17 protein-coding genes are annotated in these 20,153 nt (G+C 64.7%); 14 read left to right on the forward strand and 3 right to left on the reverse strand.

Annotation, left to right across the window (positions count from 1 at the left end):
- The first annotated feature begins 92 nt into the window (after positions 1 to 92).
- Together dapA and SR3_RS03730 are read left to right on the forward strand one after the other, a co-directional pair.
- The gene (gene dapA, locus SR3_RS03725) at positions 93 to 974 is read left to right on the forward strand and encodes a 4-hydroxy-tetrahydrodipicolinate synthase (protein ID WP_068080936.1); all 882 of its coding nucleotides are present in this window, start codon (positions 93 to 95) and stop codon (positions 972 to 974) included.
- Between the two features lie 265 nt (positions 975 to 1,239).
- Positions 1,240 to 2,019, forward strand: a complete 780-nt coding sequence (locus SR3_RS03730; protein ID WP_068081317.1) for an outer membrane protein assembly factor BamD — start codon at positions 1,240 to 1,242, stop codon at positions 2,017 to 2,019.
- A gap of 75 nt (positions 2,020 to 2,094) precedes the next feature.
- Here SR3_RS03730 and SR3_RS03735 read toward each other — a convergent pair whose 3' ends face one another.
- Entirely contained in the window at positions 2,095 to 2,556 is a 462-nt protein-coding gene (locus SR3_RS03735; RefSeq protein ID WP_157098612.1) for a hypothetical protein, read from the reverse strand.
- Positions 2,557 to 2,795: 239 nt separating this feature from the next.
- Between SR3_RS03735 and SR3_RS03740 the strand changes: the two genes are divergently transcribed.
- From SR3_RS03740 to SR3_RS03765, 6 genes are all read left to right on the forward strand, one after another.
- Complete coding sequence (locus SR3_RS03740; protein WP_068081320.1) at positions 2,796 to 3,272, forward strand: RrF2 family transcriptional regulator; 477 nt, start codon at positions 2,796 to 2,798, stop codon at positions 3,270 to 3,272.
- A 113-nt stretch (positions 3,273 to 3,385) separates the two neighbouring features.
- Complete coding sequence (locus SR3_RS03745) at positions 3,386 to 3,646, forward strand: hypothetical protein (protein ID WP_157098613.1); 261 nt, start codon at positions 3,386 to 3,388, stop codon at positions 3,644 to 3,646.
- Positions 3,647 to 3,729: 83 nt separating this feature from the next.
- On the forward strand, positions 3,730 to 5,415 hold the full coding sequence (recN, locus tag SR3_RS03750) for a DNA repair protein RecN (RefSeq protein WP_068080943.1): 1,686 nt from the start codon (positions 3,730 to 3,732) through the stop codon (positions 5,413 to 5,415).
- Between the two features lie 296 nt (positions 5,416 to 5,711).
- Entirely contained in the window at positions 5,712 to 6,389 is a 678-nt protein-coding gene (locus SR3_RS03755; protein WP_068080945.1) for a GNAT family N-acetyltransferase, read from the forward strand.
- A gap of 9 nt (positions 6,390 to 6,398) precedes the next feature.
- On the forward strand, positions 6,399 to 8,567 hold the full coding sequence (gene ligA / locus SR3_RS03760; RefSeq protein ID WP_068080948.1) for an NAD-dependent DNA ligase LigA: 2,169 nt from the start codon (positions 6,399 to 6,401) through the stop codon (positions 8,565 to 8,567).
- A gap of 106 nt (positions 8,568 to 8,673) precedes the next feature.
- Positions 8,674 to 9,438, forward strand: coding sequence for a class I SAM-dependent methyltransferase (locus SR3_RS03765; RefSeq protein WP_245653757.1), 765 nt, complete (start codon positions 8,674 to 8,676; stop codon positions 9,436 to 9,438).
- Between the two features lie 214 nt (positions 9,439 to 9,652).
- Here the strand turns inward: SR3_RS03765 and SR3_RS03770 are convergent, their stop codons facing one another.
- Positions 9,653 to 10,702 carry a 50S ribosomal protein L11 methyltransferase gene (locus SR3_RS03770; RefSeq protein ID WP_084454889.1) on the reverse strand — a complete coding sequence of 350 codons (1,050 nt, stop codon included), beginning with the start codon at positions 10,700 to 10,702 and terminating at the stop codon, positions 9,653 to 9,655.
- 222 nt (positions 10,703 to 10,924) lie between these two features.
- Here SR3_RS03770 and sdhC point away from each other — a divergent pair, with 222 nt between their 5' ends.
- The 5 genes from sdhC to SR3_RS03795 all read left to right on the forward strand — a co-directional run bounded on the left by sdhC (position 10,925) and on the right by SR3_RS03795 (position 15,695).
- Entirely contained in the window at positions 10,925 to 11,326 is a 402-nt protein-coding gene (gene sdhC / locus SR3_RS03775; protein WP_068080952.1) for a succinate dehydrogenase, cytochrome b556 subunit, read from the forward strand.
- Between the two features lie 12 nt (positions 11,327 to 11,338).
- Complete coding sequence (gene sdhD, locus SR3_RS03780; protein ID WP_068080954.1) at positions 11,339 to 11,722, forward strand: succinate dehydrogenase, hydrophobic membrane anchor protein; 384 nt, start codon at positions 11,339 to 11,341, stop codon at positions 11,720 to 11,722.
- A 1-nt stretch (position 11,723) separates the two neighbouring features.
- Positions 11,724 to 13,532 (forward strand): succinate dehydrogenase flavoprotein subunit, encoded by a 1,809-nt coding sequence (gene sdhA, locus SR3_RS03785; protein WP_068080956.1) that lies wholly within the window; start codon positions 11,724 to 11,726, stop codon positions 13,530 to 13,532.
- Between the two features lie 240 nt (positions 13,533 to 13,772).
- A complete protein-coding gene (locus tag SR3_RS03790) occupies positions 13,773 to 15,251 on the forward strand; it encodes a M28 family peptidase (RefSeq protein WP_245653758.1) in 1,479 nt (492 codons plus the stop codon).
- A gap of 138 nt (positions 15,252 to 15,389) precedes the next feature.
- Entirely contained in the window at positions 15,390 to 15,695 is a 306-nt protein-coding gene (locus SR3_RS03795; protein WP_068080959.1) for a hypothetical protein, read from the forward strand.
- Positions 15,696 to 15,804: 109 nt separating this feature from the next.
- Here SR3_RS03795 and SR3_RS03800 read toward each other — a convergent pair whose 3' ends face one another.
- Positions 15,805 to 17,634, reverse strand: coding sequence for a M28 family peptidase (locus SR3_RS03800; RefSeq protein ID WP_307558614.1), 1,830 nt, complete (start codon positions 17,632 to 17,634; stop codon positions 15,805 to 15,807).
- Between the two features lie 265 nt (positions 17,635 to 17,899).
- On the opposite strand from SR3_RS03800, the gene SR3_RS03805 reads away from it, so the two are divergent.
- Entirely contained in the window at positions 17,900 to 19,993 is a 2,094-nt protein-coding gene (locus SR3_RS03805) for a RelA/SpoT family protein (RefSeq protein ID WP_068081331.1), read from the forward strand.
- Positions 19,994 to 20,153 lie beyond the last annotated feature (160 nt).

Raw genomic sequence — 20,153 nt, forward strand, 5'->3', positions numbered from 1 at the left:
TCAGGCTGGCGAGTGATCGTAACGGCTCGGGTCGGGTGGATGCCGGAATGGCAGGCGCCCTCAGGCTGGGGCATAATCAGGAATACAAGTCCATGTTCTCCGGTTCCATTCCCGCTCTGGTGACGCCTTTTAGCGACGGGGCGTTTGACGAGGCCGCCTTTCGCCGCCTGGTGGACTGGCAGATCGAGAACGGTTCCTCGGCCCTCGTTCCATGCGGCACCACGGGAGAAAATTCCACCCTTTCCAACGCTGAACACCATCGGGTCATCGAACTCTGCGTGGAGCAGGCGGCGGGCCGGGTTCCGGTGATCGCGGGCTGCGGTTCGAACGACACGCAGAATGCGCTTCTCCACATGAATTTCTCCAAGAAGAGCGGGGCCAGTGCCGCCCTTCTGGTCGCGCCTTATTACAACCGTCCGAGCCAGGCGGGGCTCATCGCGCATTTTTCCTATCTGGCCGAGCATAACGACCTGCCGATCGTGCTCTACAACGTGCCCGCGCGCACGGTGACGGACATCAAGCCGGAAACGGTGTGCGAGCTGGCGCGGCGCTATCCCGACAAGATCGTGGCCATCAAGGACGCCAGCGGCGATCTGTCGCGCGTGACGGACCACCGCATGGGCATCGGCAAGGACTTCTGCCAGCTTTCGGGCGACGACGAGCTGGCGCTGCCCTTCTTTGCGGCGGGCGGCGTGGGCTGCATCTCGGTGACGGCCAATGTGGCGCCCGCGCTGTGCGCCCAGTTCCAGGCGGCCTGCGCGGCGGGCGATCTGGCCGAGGCGCGCCGTCTGAACGATGTTCTCTATCCGCTGCATTACGCAATGTTCGAGGATGCCTCGCCGGGCCCGGTGAAGTACGCCCTTTCGCGCGTGCATCCGTGGTTCAAGGATGAGCTGCGCCTGCCGCTGGTGGAAGCCAGCGCCGAGGCGAAGAAGGCCGTGGATGAGGCGCTGGAACACGCCGGGTTGATCTGACCAGAACAGGTTGTGAGGTGGCGCGCGACGATCGTGTGCCACTGTCCTTTCGCCGATAGACGTCATGGGAGCGCGAGGGTGTAACATCCTCGCATTCTTCCTTTTATACCTTTCCCTTTCTGCCCCTGCGGAAAAAGACAAAAAGTGTCGCAACCGGGGCAGGGCACCCACGCCTTTCACTTGGCGTTCAGCCAAGGGCTGGTTATAGGCGCTGGTCATGGATCATGCATCGCCCCGCATTTCGCCCTTTGCTTCCCTGTCGCCGATGCGTGCGCTTGCTCTGGCCGGTTGCGCCATGGCGGTCGCTCTGACGGCGGGTTGTGCCGGGAAGGGCGGCAAGGCGAAGGACACCGCCTATGTGGCGCGTGACGTCGATTCGCTCTACCTGGCCGCCAAGCGGAAGCTGGATGATGGCGACGCCAAGGTGGCGGGCGCGCTGTTCGACGAGGTCGAGCGCCAGCACCCCTATTCGCCCTGGGCCCGCCGCGCCCAGCTGATGAGCGCCTTCTCCTATTACAGCGGCAAGGATTACACCAAGGCGATCCAGGCCGCGCAGCGCTTCCTTTCGATCCATCCGGGCAACAAGGATGCGGGCTACGCCTATTACCTGATCGCCCTGTGCTATTACGAGCAGATCCAGGACGTGACGCGCGACCAGAAGATCACGCTTCAGGCGCTGAGCGCGATGAACGATGTGGTGCGCCGCTATCCCGACACGCGCTTCGCGGTGGACGCTCGCCTGAAGATCGATCTGATCAACGACCACCTCGCGGGCAAGGAAATGGACATCGGCCGTTTCTATGAGCGCGCCGGTCGCTGGCTGGCGGCTGACATCCGCTTCCGCAATGTGGTGGATCACTACGGCAACACCAGCCATGCTTCGGAGGCGCTGTTCCGTCTGGTGGAGAGCAACCTCTCGATCGGCCTGCCCGAAGAGGCGCAGAAGTATGCCGCCGTGCTGGGCGCCAACTATCCCGGCAGCGAGTGGTATGAGAAGGCCTACAAGCTGATGAACAAGTATGATCCGGGCCTGAAGGTCAGCTGAGGCTTTCAGGATCGATGGCATGAAAAAGGCCCCGCGGCATCGCCTGCGGGGCCTTTTTGCTGGTCTGCCGAAGGCTTATTTCTCTGCGGGCTTTTCCTTGCCGCAGAACTGGTCACGCTTGTGGCCGAAATCGATCCGCTCGAAGATCGCCTTGTCGCTGGGGGTGCCGGTGAAGATCGAGCCGAAGAAGTGGTTGATCTCTTCGTTCTTGGAGGCGTCACCCTTCTGGGCGACATAGCCGCGAAACAGCCCGTTCGCCAGGGCGCTGCGCACGGTGACGCCGTCACGCTCCAGCAGCACGGGGCCATTGCCGCTCACCTGCGGGTGATTGCCGCTGTAGACGCTCCACCAATTGTCTTCCGGACCCAGCGGACCAGAGAAGCGCAGCACTTCGAAATCGGGGCCAGGATCGACAGTGGCGGTTTCTCCCGGCGCCAGCGTGATCCAGGACAAGCCTGCGCAGACCCCGCCATCGTGGCTGGGGACATTGGTCGGGCCATCGGCCATGAGGGCGAGGGCCATCAGAAGGGGGAGCATGACGGTCATCCTTGATTGGCGCCCTTTTGCCATGTCTGGCTGGCGTCGTCCATTAACTTAACCCTTGCCTGCGGTGAGGTGATTGTTTGCGCCGGAAAGCTCTACCTTGATCGATTGTGTCGATCACGCGCGCGTCAATGTTAAAAATCTAGCGCCGAGGTTGACATTTCTCGCCAAGAAGCGCTTCAAGAGACGACAGAGGGTTGCGCGTGTCGCGCCTCCCCCGGCTGACCAGACCCATGCTCTCGCAAAAAACCCGCTATACGATCCGTGCGCTCCAGCATCTGGCTGATCGCTATCGTCAGGGGCCGATCCGGCTCGACGATATCGCGCAGACCCAGAACATTCCGCGCAAATTCCTCACCGTCATCCTTTCGGAGATGGTGCGTGAGGGCGTGGTGATCTCGCATCGCGGGCGTGAGGGCGGCTATGAGCTGGCGCTGCCTCCCTGCGACGTGCGTTATGGTGACATCATTCGGCTGACGCGCGGCTCGCTGGCGCTGGTGCCCTGCGCCAGCCGCTATGCCCATGAGCATTGCACAAACTGCCTGCCGGAGGCTGAATGCCGGCTGCGCGGGGTGATGCTGGCCCTGCGCGACGAAATGGCCGCCATGCTCGACAGATTGACTCTGGCCGACCCCATCGAGGTGGAGGCTCCTTTCGAGCAATCACCTGATTTACCAAGACCTTCTCGCGTCAATAAGGGTCTTCGCTAGGGTGTGCCGCTAGGATTTTATTAACGATGCTCAAGTGAACATCTGTTAATGTCCAAGCCCTAGAAAAGCTCTCAGCGGGCCGACTGTCGAGCCCCGAATCGGGGCTGACGTCCATGGGTTATTCACCGCAATTTTCGTCTTCTGCACCGCTGCTGGATGAACAGGCTGCTGCTGAACTGGCGCGTGAAGTGCTGGACTCGGCCCGCCGCGCTCCGGCCAATGACGTGCTCGAAGCCATCTGGCTTTCGCCGGAGGATATCAGCGAGCAGCTCTCCGTCGCCGGTTCCGATCGCACCATCCATATCGAATATGTGCTGATCGCCGCCGTGTGGCTGGTCGCCGTGGGCGCGGGCCTCTATCGCTTCCTGATGTGATGGTTAATATCACCGCAGCTTTTACGAAAATCGTAATAGCGGGGTGACGCGCCAGTCTGGCTGCGCTAGAACAGCGCGCGAACATGCTGACGACCCTATCCATCCGCAACATCGTGCTGATCGAGGCGCTTGACCTCGATTTTCATGCTGGCCTGGGCGTGCTGACCGGTGAAACCGGTGCGGGCAAGTCGATCCTGCTCGACGCGCTGGGGCTGGTGCTGGGCGCGCGCGCCGATCTCGGCCTGATCCGCGCGGGTGAGACCGTCGCCAGCGTTGTCGCCAGCTTTGACGGCGCCCATCTGGCTCAAGGCCTGACCGCCACGCTGGGCGAGGCCGGGGTGGAGGTGGAGCCAGGCGAGCCACTGATCCTGCGCCGTCAGTTGAAACAGGATGGCGGATCGCGCGCCTATATCAACGACCAGCCGGTCAGCGTGGCGCTGCTGCGCGAGATTGCTCCCTTCCTCGTCGAAATCCATGGCCAGCACGATGATCGCGGTCTGGTCAATCCGCGCGGGCACCGTGCCTTGCTGGACCGCTATGTCGGCCATGGCGCCGGGGTGGATGCGGGCGCGGTGGAAACCGCATGGCGCCGCTGGCGCAAGGCCGAGGATGCGCTGGCCACGGCCCGCGCCCGCCTGGCAAAAGCTTCGGAAGATCGCGATCTGCTGCTGGCCCATGTCGCCGAACTGGCGGCGCTGGCCCCGGTGGAGGGTGAGGAGGATGACCTCGCCGCCGCTCGCGCCGATATGCAGAAGGGCGAGCGCCTTTCGGGCGATCTGGCGGAACTCTCGCATCTGTTCACCGGCTCGGACAGCGCTTTGGCGCAATTGCGCGCCGCCTCGCGCCGCCTCGACCGCATTGCTGGCGAGCATGAACTGCTGGGCGAGGCGCTGGAAGCCCTCGACCGCGCCATGATCGAAGCGGGCGAGGCCGAGGAGCGCATCGAGCGCGCGGTGGAAGCGCTGGCCCACGATCCCATGGCCCTCGACCGCATCGAGACCCGCCTGTTCGACTTGCGCGCCGCCGCCCGCAAGCACAGCTGCGCGGTGGACGACCTGCCCGGCAAGATGCGCGACATGCGTGAGGAACTCGAGGCCATCGAGGCGGGCGAGGAAGGCCTCGCCACGCTGGAAAAGGCGGCGCACGAAGGCGGTCTGGAATATCGCGCGCTGGCCGAAGCACTGAGCGTCGCCCGCGTGGAAGCTGCCGCAAAGCTGGACGTGGCGGTGAAGGGCGAACTTGCTCCGCTGAAACTGGATGCCGCCCGCTTCCGCACCGCTGTCCTGCGTCTGCCCGAGGAGCGCTGGGGGGCCGGCGGCGTCGATGCGGTGGAGTTCATGATCGCCACCAACCCCGGTGCTGATTTCGCGCCTCTGGCCAAGATCGCCTCGGGTGGCGAACTGTCGCGCTTTATCCTCGCGCTGAAAGTTGCGCTGGCCGAAGAGGGCGGCGCGGCCACGGTCATCTTCGATGAAATCGACCGCGGCGTCGGTGGTGCGGTGGCGCAGGCCATTGGCGAGCGTCTGGCGCGTCTGGCTGGCGGGCAGGGCGGGGGGCAGTTGCTGGCCGTCACGCATAGCCCGCAGGTCGCCGCGCGCGGGGGGCAGCACTACTTTATCGCCAAATCGAGCGATGGCACGGTGACGCGCACCGGCGTCCAGCAGCTGGACGAAGACGGGCGGCGGCATGAGATCGCGCGCATGTTGTCTGGGGCGGAAATTACGCCGGAAGCTCGGGCTCAGGCTGAGAGGTTGCTGGAAGGGGTTTGAGGGAAAAGCGAGGGCCATCCCGCGCGTTCCCTTTATGCCTCCCGGCGATCAGGCAGTGGCCCCCTGATCGTTGCGCCCGGTCTCTCCACCCGCGCAAGCCAAGGCGTCGCAGGCAATCCTCTTCAAATCCGTGCGCTGTCCTCGAAATTTTAAAGCCTGCGGTGCTCAGAACCCGTGCCTGCCCGATGGTCAGGGCGCGACGAAGGCATTAAAGGGAGCGCGAGGGCGCCATAGCTTGTCGCTCGCGACAAGCGCTCGCTAAGAGGCCCTCGCATATCTCTTCTTGAAGGCTCTTCATGTCCCCTTTGGATCGCCCTGTCTGGTCTGCTCTTAACGGCCCACAAGCTGCTCTGGCGCAATGGAATGCCGCGAAAACCGCGCTCAGGATCGACCCCGGCTATGGCCCCTTCGCCGCCGCCGCGCCCGGCGAGGAGCACACGTTGATCGATCTGCTGCAGCGTGACGAGGATGAAATCTGGCTGGTCGAGCCCGAGGCTTTCGTCCCGCCCCAAGGCTTGCGCGTGGTGAAGCAGGGCGTGTTGACGCAGATGGTGGCGCAGGGCGCTCCTCCGGCTTTCGATCCGGAGGGCATCGAAGCTTTGGGCGAAAGCGACGTGGCAGACATGACCTCTCTCGCGCTGGCCAACCAGCCCGGGCCTTGGGGCGCGAAAACCCATCTCTACGGAGCCTTTTACGGCATCCGGCAGAACAACCGCGTCATGGCCATGGCCGGAGAGCGCATGCGCCCCGTGGAGGGACTCGCGGAGGTCAGCGGGGTGTGCACCGATCCGGCGTTCCGCGGGCGTGGCTATGCGGCAAAGCTGATCGGCAAGGTGATGGCGGGGTTCGCGGCACGCGGCGATGCGGCTTTTCTGCACAGCTGGGCGGATAATGCCGGAGCAATCGCGCTTTATGAACAGTTGGGTTTCCATCAGCGCTCAAGGCTGGTGGCGATGGCGCTGCGGCGCGGCTAAGGGACGGCTATGAGTGACCCGCAAGATCTTTCCAGCCTGACCGATGCCGATGCCGCCAATGAGCTGATGCGGCTTGCCCGCCAGATCAACCGCGCCCGCCAGAAATACCATCTGGATGACGCGCCCGAGATCGAGGATGCGGCCTATGACGCGCTGATCCGCCGCAATGAGGTGCTGGAAGAGGCGTTCCCGCATCTGAAGCGCGCCGATTCGCCCACGGACAAGGTCGGGTTCGAGGTGGCGGCGTCTCCCCTCTCGAAGGTCACGCATGATGTGCGGATGATGAGCCTGGACAATGCCTTTTCCGACGAGGAACTGGCCGAGTTTGTCGCGCGTGTCCGCCGCTTTCTGGCGCTGCCCGAGGATGCCGCCGTGCCGATGACGGCGGAGCCCAAGATCGACGGACTGTCCTGCTCGCTGCGCTATGAGAAGGGCGTGCTGGTGCGCGCCGCCACGCGCGGTGATGGTCAGGTGGGCGAGGATGTGACGCCCAACGTGGCCCATATCGCCGATATTCCCCAGCAGTTGCAGGGCGATAACGTCCCGGACCTCTTCGAGGTGCGCGGCGAGGTCTATATGGAGAAGGCCGCCTTCGCCGCTCTGAACGCCGCGCAGGAGGAGAAGGGCGAGAAGATCTTCGCCAATCCGCGCAATGCCGCTGCTGGCTCGCTGCGGCAGAAAGATGCCAAGGTGACCGCCAGCCGACCGCTGCGGTTTTACGCGCATGGTTGGGGCGCGTATTCCGCGTTGCCTGCTGCCACGCAGGGCGGCGTGATGGAGGCCATTGCGGGCTGGGGCTTCGACACCGCTCTGGAGGAATGGCATCCGCGCGATCTGGACGGCGCGGTCGGCTATTACAACGATCTGGCCCGGCGCCGCGCCGGTCTGCCCTATGAAATCGACGGCGTGGTCTACAAGGTCGACTCGCTGGAATGGCAGGCGCGTCTGGGTTTTGTCGCCAAGGCGCCGCGCTGGGCCATCGCCCGCAAATTCCCCGCCGAGCGCGCCGAAACCACGCTGGAGGCCATCGACATTCAGGTCGGCCGCACCGGCAAGCTGACCCCGGTGGGCCGTCTGGCGCCGGTGCTGGTGGGCGGGGTGACCGTCACCAATGTCACGCTGCACAACCGCGACGAGATCGGGCGCCTCGGCGTGCGCGTGGGTGACCGCGTGGTGCTGCAGCGCGCGGGCGATGTGATCCCGCAGGTGGTGGAGAACGTCACCCGCGACGAGGAGCGCGAGCCCTTCATCTTCCCCGATCACTGCCCCGAATGCGGCAGCGAGGCCGTCGCCGAAGAGGGCGAGGTCGATGTGCGTTGCACCGGCGGCCTGATCTGCCCGGCCCAGCGCACCGAAAGGCTCAAGCATTTTGTGAGCCGTGGCGCTTTAGACATTGAAGGGCTTGGCGAAAAGACCATCGATGAGTTCTTCGGCCTTGGCTGGCTGGAGAGCCCCGCCGACATCTTCCGCCTGAAGGCCCGCCGCGACGAGATCGTCGGCAGGCCGGGATGGCAGGATAAGTCTGTGGATAACCTGTTGAAAGCTATCGAGGCCAAGCGCCAGCCCGATGCCGCGCGGCTGCTGTTTGGCCTGGGCATTCGCCATGTCGGCGTGGTGACGGCGCGCGATCTGCTCAAGCGCTTTGTCACGCTCGATGCGCTGCGCCGCAAGATCGAGGTGCTGTCCCGCCACCGTGACGAGAAGGAAGCCACCTACCACGCCGAACTCGCCGAAGCGGTCGAGGATGCCAAGACCCCCGATCAGGCGCGCTTCATCCGCAAGCTGGCCAATGAGATGGCGGCCCAGATCGGCGTGCCCGGCGTCGGCCCCGAGGTGACCGTCGGCCTGATCGACTTCTTCCACGAGATGCACAATGTCGATGTGTGGGAGGATCTGATGAACGAGGTCAGCCCGCCCGACTACGTCGTGGAGACCATGGCCAGCGAGGTGGCGGGCAAGACCGTGGTCTTCACCGGCAAGCTGGAAACCATGAGCCGCGACGAGGCCAAGGCGCAGGCCGAAAGGCTGGGCGCGCGCTCGGCGGGCTCGGTCAGTGCCAAGACCGATCTGGTGGTGGCCGGGCCCGGCGCGGGCTCGAAGCTGAAGCAGGCTGCCGCGCTGAACATCCCGGTGATCGACGAAGCCGAGTGGGCGCAGATCGTTGCGCGCGCGGGATAATTCTTCATAACCCTATACGGCAATTCCCTCTTGGGGCCCGGGCGCGATTGGATTAGCCATAGCGCCGCGACGCTCTCGCTTTGACGGCGTCCCAAGGGAGAGTGCGATGATAAGCAAGTCTGTAGGACGCGGCGCGGCTTTGGCCATGGCGCTGAGCTTTGGCATGCTGGGCGCGGGGCTGGCTACCGCCAAGCCGACCCATGCGGTAGGCGCATCGCCCGCCATCGCCGCCGCTCTGGCCGACAAGGCGCGCCCCGAAACGGACACCTCGCGCGATGAGGCACGCAAGCCCGGCGCCCTGCTGGCCTTCGCCCGCGTTCACCCCGGCGAGAAGGTGGGTGAACTGCTGCCCGGCGGCGGCTATTTCACGCGGCTGATTTCCAGGATCGTGGGTGAAAAGGGCGCGGTCTATTCGTGGATCCCCGGGGAAGGCCCCACCCGAGGCACCGCTAACTTCAAGGTCGTGCCCGATGTGAACTACACCAATGTCTCGCTGGTGCGCGGCCCGGCCTTCTCGGCGCCCGAGAAGCTGGATCTGGTGTGGACCAGCCAGAATTACCACGACCTCCACCACCACGGCGGGAATGCCGAAGCCACCAATGCGGCCGCCTTCGAGGCTCTGAAGCCCGGCGGCTACTATTTCGTGACGGACCACGCGGGGGCTGCTGGCACGGGTGACAGCCAGACCGACGCCCTGCACCGCATCGATCCCGCGCTGGTGAAGAGCGAAGTCGCCAAGGCCGGGTTCAAGCTGGTGGGTGAAAGCAAAGCGCTGGCCAATGCCGCCGACGATCACACCGTCAGCGTGTTCAAGATCCACGACAAGACGGATCAGTTCGTGTTTCTGTTCCAGAAGCCCAAGGGGAAGTAAGGCAGAAGGATAAGCGCGAGGGTGTAACACCCTCGCGCTCCCATGACGTCTTCCGGCGATAGGATCGTGGCACGCGATCCGAGCGCCCAGCCTCTCCACCTGCGGGTGCTATGGCGCCAAGAACCCGCACCTGCTGGACAGGTTGTGCGCAAGGTAGACATTAAAGGGAGCGCGAGGGCGATGGCCCTCGCATTTCTCTTTATTCTTTAATCCCTTACTTCCAACTCTTCGCCCAATCCGGCAACTGTCCGGGCCTGCTTGCCCGCACGCGGACATCGGCCCGCTTGCGCAGCCACAGTACGGACCAGTCCCCATGCACGGCCCGGCGCGCGATCCTCAGTCCGGCGCGACGGCAGGCGGCGCGCACTTGATCCTCTTGCGTGGAGAGCAGCCCGGCCAGCAGCAGCGACCCGCCCGGCACCAGCGCCTTGGCGAAATCGGGCGCGAGTTCGATCAAAGGCCCGGCGAGGATGTTGGCGATCAGCAGATCATAGGGCCCGCGCGATTGCAGCACGGGGTCGTCCATGCCGTCGGCGATCAGCATGGTGAGCTGGCCGGGGCTGGCACCGGGGGCAATGCCGTTGATCTCGATGTTATGCTCCACCACGCCGAGGCAGGCGGCATCGATGTCCGAGGCGGTGGCCAGCGCGCGGGGCCACAGGTGCAGGCCCGCAAAGGCGAGAAGGCCGGTGCCGGTGCCTATATCGGCGATGTTGCGCGCCACCATACCCTCGGCCTTCATCAGGCTGAGCATGGTCAGGCATCCGGCGGTGGTGGCGTGATGGCCGGTGCCGAAGGCGCGACTGGCGGGGATGGTGAAGGCGCGGATGCCTTTGGGAGCCTCCACGGGGAAGTCAGGCGTGTGAACGATAAAACGCCCGGCGTGGATGGGTTCGAGGCCGGATTGCGAAAGGGTGATCCAGTCCTGGTCGGCCAGGCATTCCTCGATCATTTTGGGGGCCTTGCCCCCCCCTTTGTTTCCGGCGCCGTTTTCCCCGGCGAACAGCGCCTTGATCGCGCTGCGGTCCTGCGCGGTGGGCTTGCGGGGCAGGAAAACGTCCATGCGCCAGTCTTCGGGCTTGTCATCGGCGATTTCGCAGCCGGAAAGGATGACCTCATCATCCCAGTCCCAGGCGTCTTCATGGGCGATCAGTGCTGCCTCGATCTGCCAGCGCGGGCCGAAGAGGGTGATCTGCCAGCTTTGCTCCTGCGCTTCATTGGCGGGAGGTGTGACGGGGTTCTGGGATGCGGGTTTACGGGCCATGCGCGCGGCATAGCGCCAGTGCCCGGCCGCGCCAAGGGGCAGTCGGCTTACCGGCTGATATGCGTCGGGAGTGCATGCGTATGGCAAGAAGCTGAACGGCAGATGGTCGTAAGGCCTTTCTGACGCTTGCATGGTGTCACGTTTTGGCTATGGGAAGCATTCGCGCGGGATATGTCCCGCAATGCAGCAACGTGAATGCAGCAAACACAAAGGATTCCACCGATGGCCCAAGGCGCCACTGGCAAAAAGGCACGGCCGCTTTCCCCGCACCTTTCGATCTGGCGCTGGGGCCCGGCAATGTTCACCTCGATCATGCACCGTGTGTCGGGCAATGGTCTGGCCGTGGTCGGGCTGGGCGCCCTGCTGTGCTGGCTGGGCACGCTGGCCGCCGGTCCTGAAGCCTATGCCAAATATGCTGCCTTCGCGGTGAGCCCGCTGGGCCGCATCGTCTTCGTGGGCATCAGCTGGGCCTATTTCAACCATCTGTGCTCGGGCCTGCGCCATCTGCTGATGGACATCGGCGGCGGCTTCGAGGTGAAGACGAACAACATGTGGTCGATCCTGACGCATGTGTTCGGCGTGCTGCTCACCGTGGCCTTCTGGGCCATCCTGCTGCTGCGCTGAGGGAGAGAAACGATGGGTAACGGAACCTCGATCGGCCGCGTTCGCGGGCTGGGCTCGGCGCATTCGGGCGCGCATCACTGGATCGTGCAGCGCGTCTCGGCCATCGGCAATCTGGTGCTGACGGCATGGTTCGCCGTCTCGCTGCTGCTGATGCCCAATTTCAACTACATCACCGTGCATGACTGGATCGTCAGCCCGGTGTCGGCGGTGGCGCTGTCGCTGCTGATTATTTCCGTGTTCTGGCATGTGCGCCTGGGCATGCAGGTCCTGATCGAGGATTATCTGCATGAAGCCGGCACGAAGTTCGTCGCGCTGGCCGCGCTGAACCTCGTGGTCTTCGGCGCCGCCTTCTACGGCGTGTTCACCATCGCCCGCCTCGCTCTGGGAGCTGCTTGAGATGTCCGCCCCTTCCTACAAGATCATCGACCATATCTATGACACCGTGGTGGTTGGCGCGGGCGGTTCGGGCCTGCGTGCCACGATGGGTGCTGCCGAAGCCGGTCTGAAGACCGCCTGCATCACCAAGGTGTTCCCCACCCGCAGCCACACCGTGGCGGCGCAGGGCGGCATCGCGGCCTCGCTGCAGAACAACACGCCCGACCACTGGACCTGGCACATGTACGACACCGTCAAGGGGTCGGACTGGCTGGGCGACCAGGACGCCATCGAATATATGGTGCGCGAGGCCCCTGCCGCCGTGTACGAGCTGGAGCACGCCGGCGTGCCCTTCAGCCGCAACGCCGACGGCACGATCTACCAGCGCCCCTTCGGCGGCCACATGCAGAACATGGGCGAAGGCCCGCCGGTGCAGCGCACCTGCGCCGCGGCTGACCGTACCGGCCACGCCATGCTTCACGCGCTGTATCAGCAGTCGCTCAAGTATGACGCCGACTTCTTCATCGAATATTTTGCCATCGACCTCATCATGGACAATGGCAAATGCGTCGGCGTGATCGCGCTGTGCATGGATGACGGCACGATCCACCGCTTCCGCTCGCAGGCCGTGGTGCTGGCGACCGGCGGCTATGGCCGTTCCTATTACACCGCCACCTCGGCCCATACCTGCACCGGCGACGGCGGCGGCATGGTGCTGCGCGCCGGCCTGCCCCTGCAGGACATGGAATTCGTGCAGTTCCACCCCACCGGCATTTACGGCGCGGGCGTGCTGATCACCGAGGGCGCGCGCGGCGAGGGCGGTTACCTCACCAACTCCGAGGGTGAGCGTTTCATGGAACGCTATGCTCCCTCGGCCAAGGATCTGGCCTCGCGTGACGTGGTTTCCCGTTCGATGGCGCTGGAAATCCGCGAAGGTCGCGGCGTGGGGCCGCACAAGGATCACATCTACCTGCACCTCGATCACATCGATCCCAAGGTGCTGGGTGAGCGTCTGCCGGGCATCACCGAGAGCGGCAAGATCTTCGCCGGTGTCGATCTGACCCGTCAGCCGCTGCCTGTGGTGCCCACCGTGCACTACAACATGGGCGGCATCCCCTGTAACTATCACGGCGAAGTCGTGACCATCGGCCCGGACGGCAATCCGGACCATGTGGTCCCCGGCCTGTTCGCCGTGGGTGAGGCGGCCTGCGTTTCGGTGCATGGCGCCAACCGTCTGGGGTCCAACTCGCTGATCGATCTCGTGGTCTTCGGTCGCGCCACCGGCCACCGCCTGAAGGAGCTGATCAAGCCGGGCAGCGCCCAGCCTGAACTGCCCAAGGATTCGGCCGATCTGGCGCTGGGCCGTCTGGATCACTTCCGCAACGCCAATGGCGGCAGCTCGACGGCGGAAATCCGCACCGAGATGCAGCGCGCCATGTCGCAGCACGCCGCCGTGTTCCGCACCGACGAGCTGATGGCCGAAGGCAAGACCAAGCTGGCCGACACTTATGCCCGCATGACGGACATCAAGGTGACCGACCGCTCGCTGATCTGGAACAGCGATCTGGTCGAGACGCTGGAGCTGGACAACCTCATCAGCCAGGCTTCGGTCACGCTGCATGGTGCCCATGCCCGCAAGGAAAGCCGCGGCGCCCACGCGCATGAGGACTTCCCCGATCGCAAAGATGCCGAGTGGATGAAGCACACCGTCGCCTGGTTCGATGGCTGGGGCGGCAAGGGCGGCGGCGTGAAGCTGGATTACCGCCCGGTTCACGAATACACGCTGACCGACGACGTCAGCTACATCAAGCCCAAGAAGCGCGTTTACTGATCGCTTCCTGCGCGGTTTGAACAGAAGGGGCTGGAAGGCGCAGGCTTTCCGGCCCTTTTTGTTGCGCGCCTGTTGCCGGATGACGATGCTGTGTGTCCTTCGCTCGTGCAGCAGGAAGCATCTTGCCGGGCGGCCCAGTTTGTGATGGTTTACGTGCCGATGAAGTGGGTCACGTCGGCGACGAATCGAAACTTGCGGGTCAGCCGTATCTCCCTGTCTCTCATGGCGATGGTTTGCGCTGTGTTTGGGCAGCCGCTGGGGGCTGCCTCCTCGCGCCATGATGCCGGGCTGGAGCAGCAATTGCTCGCCAGCATCACCCAGCTGGCCAGCGACGATTTCGCCGGGCGCGAGCCGGGCACGGAGGGTGAGAAGAAGACCCTGCGCTATCTGGCCAAGCAATGGTTCGATATCGGGCTGGTCTCGGGCACCAATGATCCGGCCCATCCGTGGTTTCAGCCAGTGACGCTGGTGGGGCGCGAGCCGGTGGGATCGCATGCGGATTTCGCGCGGCGCGGAAGGCCGGTGCTGCTGCCGCCCGGGGATGTGCGGGTGATGACCTTCGGGCGGCGCGGCATGGTGCGCAATGCGCCTTTCTATTTCGTGGGGCGGATGTCGGGCGATCTGCCCTCGCGCACCGAGCTGGCGGGCCGGGTGGCGGTGATCTTCGACAAGCCCGCGCCGCGCGTGGGCGGCGATGTGCTGCCGCTGGCGGTGCGTCAGAACGCCTTGCTGGAGGGCGGCGCGGCGGCGGTGTTGACCATTCTCGACAGCTATCGCACGCTGGCTTCGGTCAGCGAGCGGCGGCGGCATCAGGGCTTCGCCCTGGCTGACGATGCGCCCGAGGGCGATCTGGAAGCCTATATCACCATGGAAGGCATGGCGCGGCTGCTGGGCGGGCGCGAGGCGCTCGAAGCGCTGTCCAATGAGGCCAATCGCCCGGATTTCGCGCCGCATCTGCTCGATCTGACCGCCAATTTCGAGGCGACCACCCGCCAGACCACGATCCGCACGCATAATGTGATCGGCCGCATACCGGGCCGCCACCCCGAGGAAGGCGCGGTGCTGTTGCTGGCGCATTGGGACCATTTCGGCACCTGCGGCACGGGCAAACCCGGCGAGCATCTGATCTGCAACGGCGCCATCGACAATGCCAGCGGCATCGCGGGCCTCACCGAGATCGCCCGGCGTCTGGCGCATAATCAGACCGGGCCGCTCGATCGCGACGTTTATATTCTGGCCACCACCGCCGAGGAAATGGGCCTGCTGGGCGCGGAGGCCTTTGCTGAAAGCCCGCCGCTGCCGCTGGGCAAGATCGTGGCGGCCTTCAACCTCGATTCCATCGCCATCGCTCCTGCCGGAGGGCCGCTGGGCGTGGTGGGGGCGGGAATGACGCGGCTCGATTCCGGCCTGGCCACCGTCGCGCAGGAGCAGCATCGCAAACTCGCCAATTCCGACTGGCCCAACACTTTCCTCAAGCGGCAGGATGGCTGGGCGCTGATCAGCCACGACATTCCCGCCGTGATGGTCACCTCTGCCTATGGCGACAGGCCGCGTTTCCAGCATTATCTGGAGACCGACTATCACCGCCCCGGCGATGTGGTGAAGCCCGGACTGGAGCTGGGCGGCGCTGCCGAGGATGTGTGGTTCCATGTGGCTCTGGTGCATTTCTTCGCCGATCCGCGCCGCTGGACGGCGGCGGTCTCCACTGTGGAGCGTTGAAAGTGGAGCGTTGAAAATCGTTACGTAAATTGTTGTTGTCGCGTTGCTGTTCATTGACGGTTCGGTCGCCGCGCAATAGTTTCCGCATCGGCGCTCGCGGCTGTGCTTGGCGCTGCTTGTCTCTTGAGGAGGGATGACATGAAGAAACTGATTTTGCCCATGGCGCTGCTGGCTCTGCTGGCTGTTCCCGCCACTGCCGAAGCGGCCACCTGCCGCAATGCCAAGGGCCAGTTCGCCAAGTGCGGCACGCCCGGCGCCAAGCCCGACGGCGCTGCCAAGGCTGCCCCCGCCATGAAGGCGGCTCCGGCTCCCGCGATGAAGGCCGCGCCTGCTATGACGGCCGCTCCGGCGATGAAGCCCATGGCCAAGGCCGAGCCTGCCGCCGCCCCCGCCAAGAAGAAGGGGCCCTGCAAAGACGCCAAGGGCAAGTTCGTGAAGTGCTGATCGGCGCCTGACGATCTGAAAGAAAAAACCGGCGGGGGCTGCGATCATGCCCCCGCCGGTTTTCTTTTGTCTGTTTGAAGGAGCGTGGCGAACCACGCTCCTTTAACGCTTACTTCTCGGCGCGCGCGGCCTTGGGCGCGAAGAGGTTGCCGAAGAAATCACCCTTGTACCACAGCGGGGGCGTGTCCGAATCCGCCATGGCGCTGGTGATGCGCCAGTTGGCCTCGGCAAAGCGGGCGCCCGCGCGCCAGTTGATGGGCTGGGAGAGGTCGTCGCCCGGCTTGTGGTAGGTGGTCTTCATGAACTGGGTCCACTGCGCCGCGCCGCCATTGCCATAGCCGGTGGCCAGGAACACGGCGGGCACGCCCTGCTTCACGAACATATAATGGTCCGAGCGCACGAAGATGTTCTCGGTCGGCATGGGATCGGGGCTGAGCGAGAGCTGCATCGCCTTACCCGAATTGGCCACGATCTTGCCCAGCGTGGAGTGATCCGCGCCGAAGGCCACCAGATCGGTGAAGGGATAGAGCAGCACCGGCATGTCGAGATCGACATTGCCGACGATCTTCTCGACCGGCACGGCGGGGTGGCGGGCGAAGAAATCGGCGCCCAGCAGGCCCTTTTCCTCGCCGGTGGAGACCAGGAAGATCACGCTGCGGCGCGGGCCCTTACCCTGCTTGGCCTCCTGCGCCATCACATGGGCGACTTCCAGCAGGGTGGAGGTGCCTGCCGCATTGTCGAGCGCGCCATTGTAAATGCGATCCTTGTCCGCCGGTTCGCCGGGCTTGGGGGCATCGACGCCGAGGTGGTCGAGATGGCCCGAGAGCACCACATACTGGTCCTTCAAAGCCGGATCGCTGCCGGGGATCATGCCCGCGACATTGGGGCTGGTCACGCGGGTCGAGGCGAAGTTGCCATAGATGCGCGCGCTGCCCTTCAGCGCAAAGCCCTTCACGGCCACCGGCTTGCCCCCAATCCAGGGCTTGTCGGCCAGAGCGCGGATCTGCGGCAGCGACTGCGGCGCGCCCGCCAGCAGGGCCGTGGCGGCCTCGTTGTCGATCGAGGCGCTGGCGCGCAGGCCCGTGGCATTGTCATGCGCCTTGCCCGCGTTGGGGCCGGTGGTGTCGACCCAGTTGAAGCGCGGGGTGCCGGCATATTGCAGGCTGCGCTCCCACGGGCGGACCTTCAGCGAGGCGTTTGTGCCGATGGTGATGATGCCGATGGCGCCATGGGCGGCGGCGGCCTCCCCCTTGGTGGCGCCGATATGCGCGGCTTCCTCGGAAGGGAGCCCGCTGGGGAAGCCCGAGAGCAGGACCACGATCTTGCCCTTCACATCCAGCCCCTTGTAATCGTCGAGGCCGTATTGCGAGTTCTCAAGCCCATAGCCCACGAAGACCAGCGGGGCGGAGACGTCCAGCTTGCTCTCGGTGACCGAGATGCCGACCAGCGCGTCCTTGCCCTGAGCGAAGGTGACCGGCTTGCCATTGGCGCCGGTGAAGTCCACGCCCGAGGGGCCGTCGGCGCGGGTGGTCTTCTGGAAGGTGATGCGCTGGAGCCAGCTGCGACCCTTTTCCGTAGTGTCGCCCATCGGCGTCAGGCCCAGGCCGGTGAAGCGCGCGGCGACATAGCGCGCGGCGATCTCATGGCCCTGGCTGCCGGTGTCGCGGCCCAGCAGCAGATCGTCGGCGAAGAAGGTGACATCGGCCTGAATGCGCGCGGGCGAGAAGCGCGGGTCGAGGGGCAGGGCGGCCTCGGCGATGGTCGGGCCGGCCATGGAGACCGGGGCCTCCTTGGCGGGGGCCTGCGGGCCCATGCCCAGCGTCATGCCCGCGATGTCCAGCGCATCATCATCGTCATGCGCGGCGACAGGGGCGGCCAGCGCCAGCGAAGCGACAGACACCAGCGCAAGAGAGCGCAGGGCGGAGCGGAAGGTGGTCATAATATCAGGCGGCTCCCAGAACTGTTCGGCGCGCTTTAGAATCCTTGCGCGAAAGGGTATCTTTATTACGGGAGTTGGATGCAACGGCAAGAGGCCCCGTGCAAGGGATGAGTTGCGCCGACTTGGGGGATTTGACGTATCCCGCCATCCTCTGGCCATAGAGGCACACCCTGTGGCCAACACGCATCAAAAGCATATCGTCGATCAGACAAATCGCCCTTTAAGGCTTGCCCGCCCGTGGCGCATCGCCCACATTGATCCCACGATGCTACGCCAATACGAACTTGTCGAAAGAGTGCTTGCTTACGCCCCGGACGCGGACGAGGCGATGCTGAACCGCGCCTATGTCTATACCGTGCAGAAGCATGGCAGCCAGAAGCGCGCCAGCGGTGACCCCTATTTCAGCCATCCGGTCGAAGTCGCCGGGCTGATGACCGAGCTGAAGCTCGACATCGAGACGATCATCACCGCGCTGCTCCACGATACGGTGGAGGACACGCTGGCCACGGTTGACGAGATCGAGAAACTGTTCGGGCCCGCCGTGGCGCGTCTGGTCGATGGCGTGACCAAGCTCTCCAAGATCGAGGCGATGACCGAGAAGGAGCGCGCGGCGGAAAACCTGCGCAAGTTCCTGCTGGCGATGAGCGAGGATCTGCGCGTGCTGCTGGTGAAGCTGGCGGACCGGCTGCACAACATGCGCACGCTGCACTTCATCAAGAGCGAGGACAAGCGTCGGCGCATCGCCAAGGAAACCATGGAAATCTATGCCCCGCTGGCCGAGCGCGTGGGCATGTATGAGTATATGCGCGAAATGCAGCTGCTGGCCTTCCAGCAGCTGGAGCCCGAGGCTTACGAGACCATCACCGCGCGCCTGTCGCAGATCCGCGAGACCGATGGCGGGCAGGTCGACGAGATCGCGCTGGCCATCAGCCAGACGCTGACCTCGATGGGGGTGAAATGTCAGGTCTGGGGGCGCGAGAAGCACCCCTATTCGATCTGGCGCAAGATGGCCGAGCGCCATGTCTCCTTCGACAGCATCACCGACATCATGGCCTTCCGCGTGCTGGTCGAGAATGTCGAGGATTGCTACCGCGCCATCGGCCTGTTGCACACCACCTGGCAGATGATCCCGGGGCGCTTCAAGGATTACATCTCGACCCCCAAGAGCAACGGCTACAAGTCGCTCCACACCTCGCTGATCTATGAGAACTCCATGCGTATGGAGGTGCAGATCCGCACCTGGGACATGCATGAGACCAATGAATATGGCCTCGCCGCGCATTGGAGCTACAAGCAGGGCGGCGTGGCGCCCGATGGGCAGGTGGGCTGGCTGCGCGACCTGATCGAGGTGATCGACGACAGCCACGATGCCGAGGAGCTGCTCGAAAACACCAAGATGGCGATCTATCAGGATCGCATCTTCGCCTTCACCCCCAAGGGCGCGCTGCATCAGCTGCCCAAGGGCGCGACGCCGATCGATTTCGCCTATGCCGTGCATACCGATCTGGGCAGCATGGCGGTGGGCGCCAAGATCAATGGCCGCCATGTGCCGATGCGCACCGCGCTGGGCAATGGCGACGTGGTGGAGATCATCAAGAACCGCAGCGCCAGCCCGCAGCTGGCATGGCTGGGCTTTGCCGTCACGGGCAAGGCGCGGGCCGCCATCCGCCGCGCGGTGCGCGCCAAAGAGCGTTCGGAAATCGCCGCCATCGGCGCGGATCTCTTCGACGAGCTGGTCGAGCGCCTGCCGACCAAGGTGGGCAAGAAGGCGCGCGGCGAGGCGGTGAAGCGCCTCGGCTTCAAGACCGAGGAAGAGATGCTGGTCGCCATCGGCAGCGCCAAGCTGGACGATGCCGCGGTGATGGAAGCCGTGCTGCCCGGCAGCGCCAAGACTCTGGCCGAAACCGACCAGTGGCCCAAGCAGGAGCGCGCCATCTCGATCAAGGGGCTCACCCCCGGTCTGGCCTTCCATCTGGCCGAATGCTGCCACCCGGTGCCGGGCGACCGCATCGTGGGCGTGAAAAAGCCCGGCGTGGGGGTGGAGGTTCACTCCATTTCCTGTGACGTGCTGGCCAGCGGTCAGGACAGCGACTGGCTCGATCTTTCGTGGGGCGCGCGCACCACCGGGGCCATCGGGCGGGTGCGCTGCGTGCTTTATAACCGCCCCGGCACGCTGGCCGAGGTGACCGGCATTTTCGCCAGCACCAAGGCCAACATCGTCAGCCTGAAGATGGCCAGCCGCGACGAGCTTTTCGGCACCTATGAGGTCGATCTGGATGTGGCCGATCTGGCGCATCTGACGCGCATCGTCTCCTCGCTGCGGGCCAGCGGATCGGTGGCTCAGGCCGAAAGGCTTTGATCGGCAACGCTCCGGAAAGCTTTGCGCAACACTCTGTCTCTAGGAAGCCTGCACCGGGCGGAAAAATTTCACCGCTTGGTGGATAGATGCTTGTCTCGGCGGCCTTGTCTGGCTTAGCCTCCGCAGTTGGAAGTATGGGAAGAGGAGAGGGCTGGCCGGG

This window comes from Novosphingobium rosa NBRC 15208 (assembly GCF_001598555.1).
In the GTDB taxonomy this organism is placed as follows: domain Bacteria; phylum Pseudomonadota; class Alphaproteobacteria; order Sphingomonadales; family Sphingomonadaceae; genus Novosphingobium; species Novosphingobium rosa.

Bases quoted from the DNA above. Each gene is read 5' to 3' on its own strand.
- SR3_RS03730 (WP_068081317.1), top strand. From the start codon at position 1,240: ATGCGTGCGCTTGCTCTGGCCGGTTGCGCCATGGCGGTCGCTCTGACG.
- sdhC (WP_068080952.1), top strand. From the start codon at position 10,925: ATGGCCCAAGGCGCCACTGGCAAAAAGGCACGGCCGCTTTCCCCGCAC.
- SR3_RS03745 (WP_157098613.1), top strand. From the start codon at position 3,386: ATGGGTTATTCACCGCAATTTTCGTCTTCTGCACCGCTGCTGGATGAA.
- SR3_RS03735 (WP_157098612.1), bottom strand. From the start codon at position 2,556: ATGCTCCCCCTTCTGATGGCCCTCGCCCTCATGGCCGATGGCCCGACC.
- SR3_RS03770 (WP_084454889.1), bottom strand. From the start codon at position 10,702: ATGGCCCGTAAACCCGCATCCCAGAACCCCGTCACACCTCCCGCCAAT.
- sdhD (WP_068080954.1), top strand. From the start codon at position 11,339: ATGGGTAACGGAACCTCGATCGGCCGCGTTCGCGGGCTGGGCTCGGCG.
- SR3_RS03765 (WP_245653757.1), top strand. From the start codon at position 8,674: ATGATAAGCAAGTCTGTAGGACGCGGCGCGGCTTTGGCCATGGCGCTG.
- dapA (WP_068080936.1), top strand. From the start codon at position 93: ATGTTCTCCGGTTCCATTCCCGCTCTGGTGACGCCTTTTAGCGACGGG.
- SR3_RS03800 (WP_307558614.1), bottom strand. From the start codon at position 17,634: ATGACCACCTTCCGCTCCGCCCTGCGCTCTCTTGCGCTGGTGTCTGTC.
- sdhA (WP_068080956.1), top strand. From the start codon at position 11,724: ATGTCCGCCCCTTCCTACAAGATCATCGACCATATCTATGACACCGTG.
- recN (WP_068080943.1), top strand. From the start codon at position 3,730: ATGCTGACGACCCTATCCATCCGCAACATCGTGCTGATCGAGGCGCTT.
- ligA (WP_068080948.1), top strand. From the start codon at position 6,399: ATGAGTGACCCGCAAGATCTTTCCAGCCTGACCGATGCCGATGCCGCC.
- SR3_RS03755 (WP_068080945.1), top strand. From the start codon at position 5,712: ATGTCCCCTTTGGATCGCCCTGTCTGGTCTGCTCTTAACGGCCCACAA.
- SR3_RS03795 (WP_068080959.1), top strand. From the start codon at position 15,390: ATGAAGAAACTGATTTTGCCCATGGCGCTGCTGGCTCTGCTGGCTGTT.
- SR3_RS03740 (WP_068081320.1), top strand. From the start codon at position 2,796: ATGCTCTCGCAAAAAACCCGCTATACGATCCGTGCGCTCCAGCATCTG.
- SR3_RS03805 (WP_068081331.1), top strand. From the start codon at position 17,900: ATGCTACGCCAATACGAACTTGTCGAAAGAGTGCTTGCTTACGCCCCG.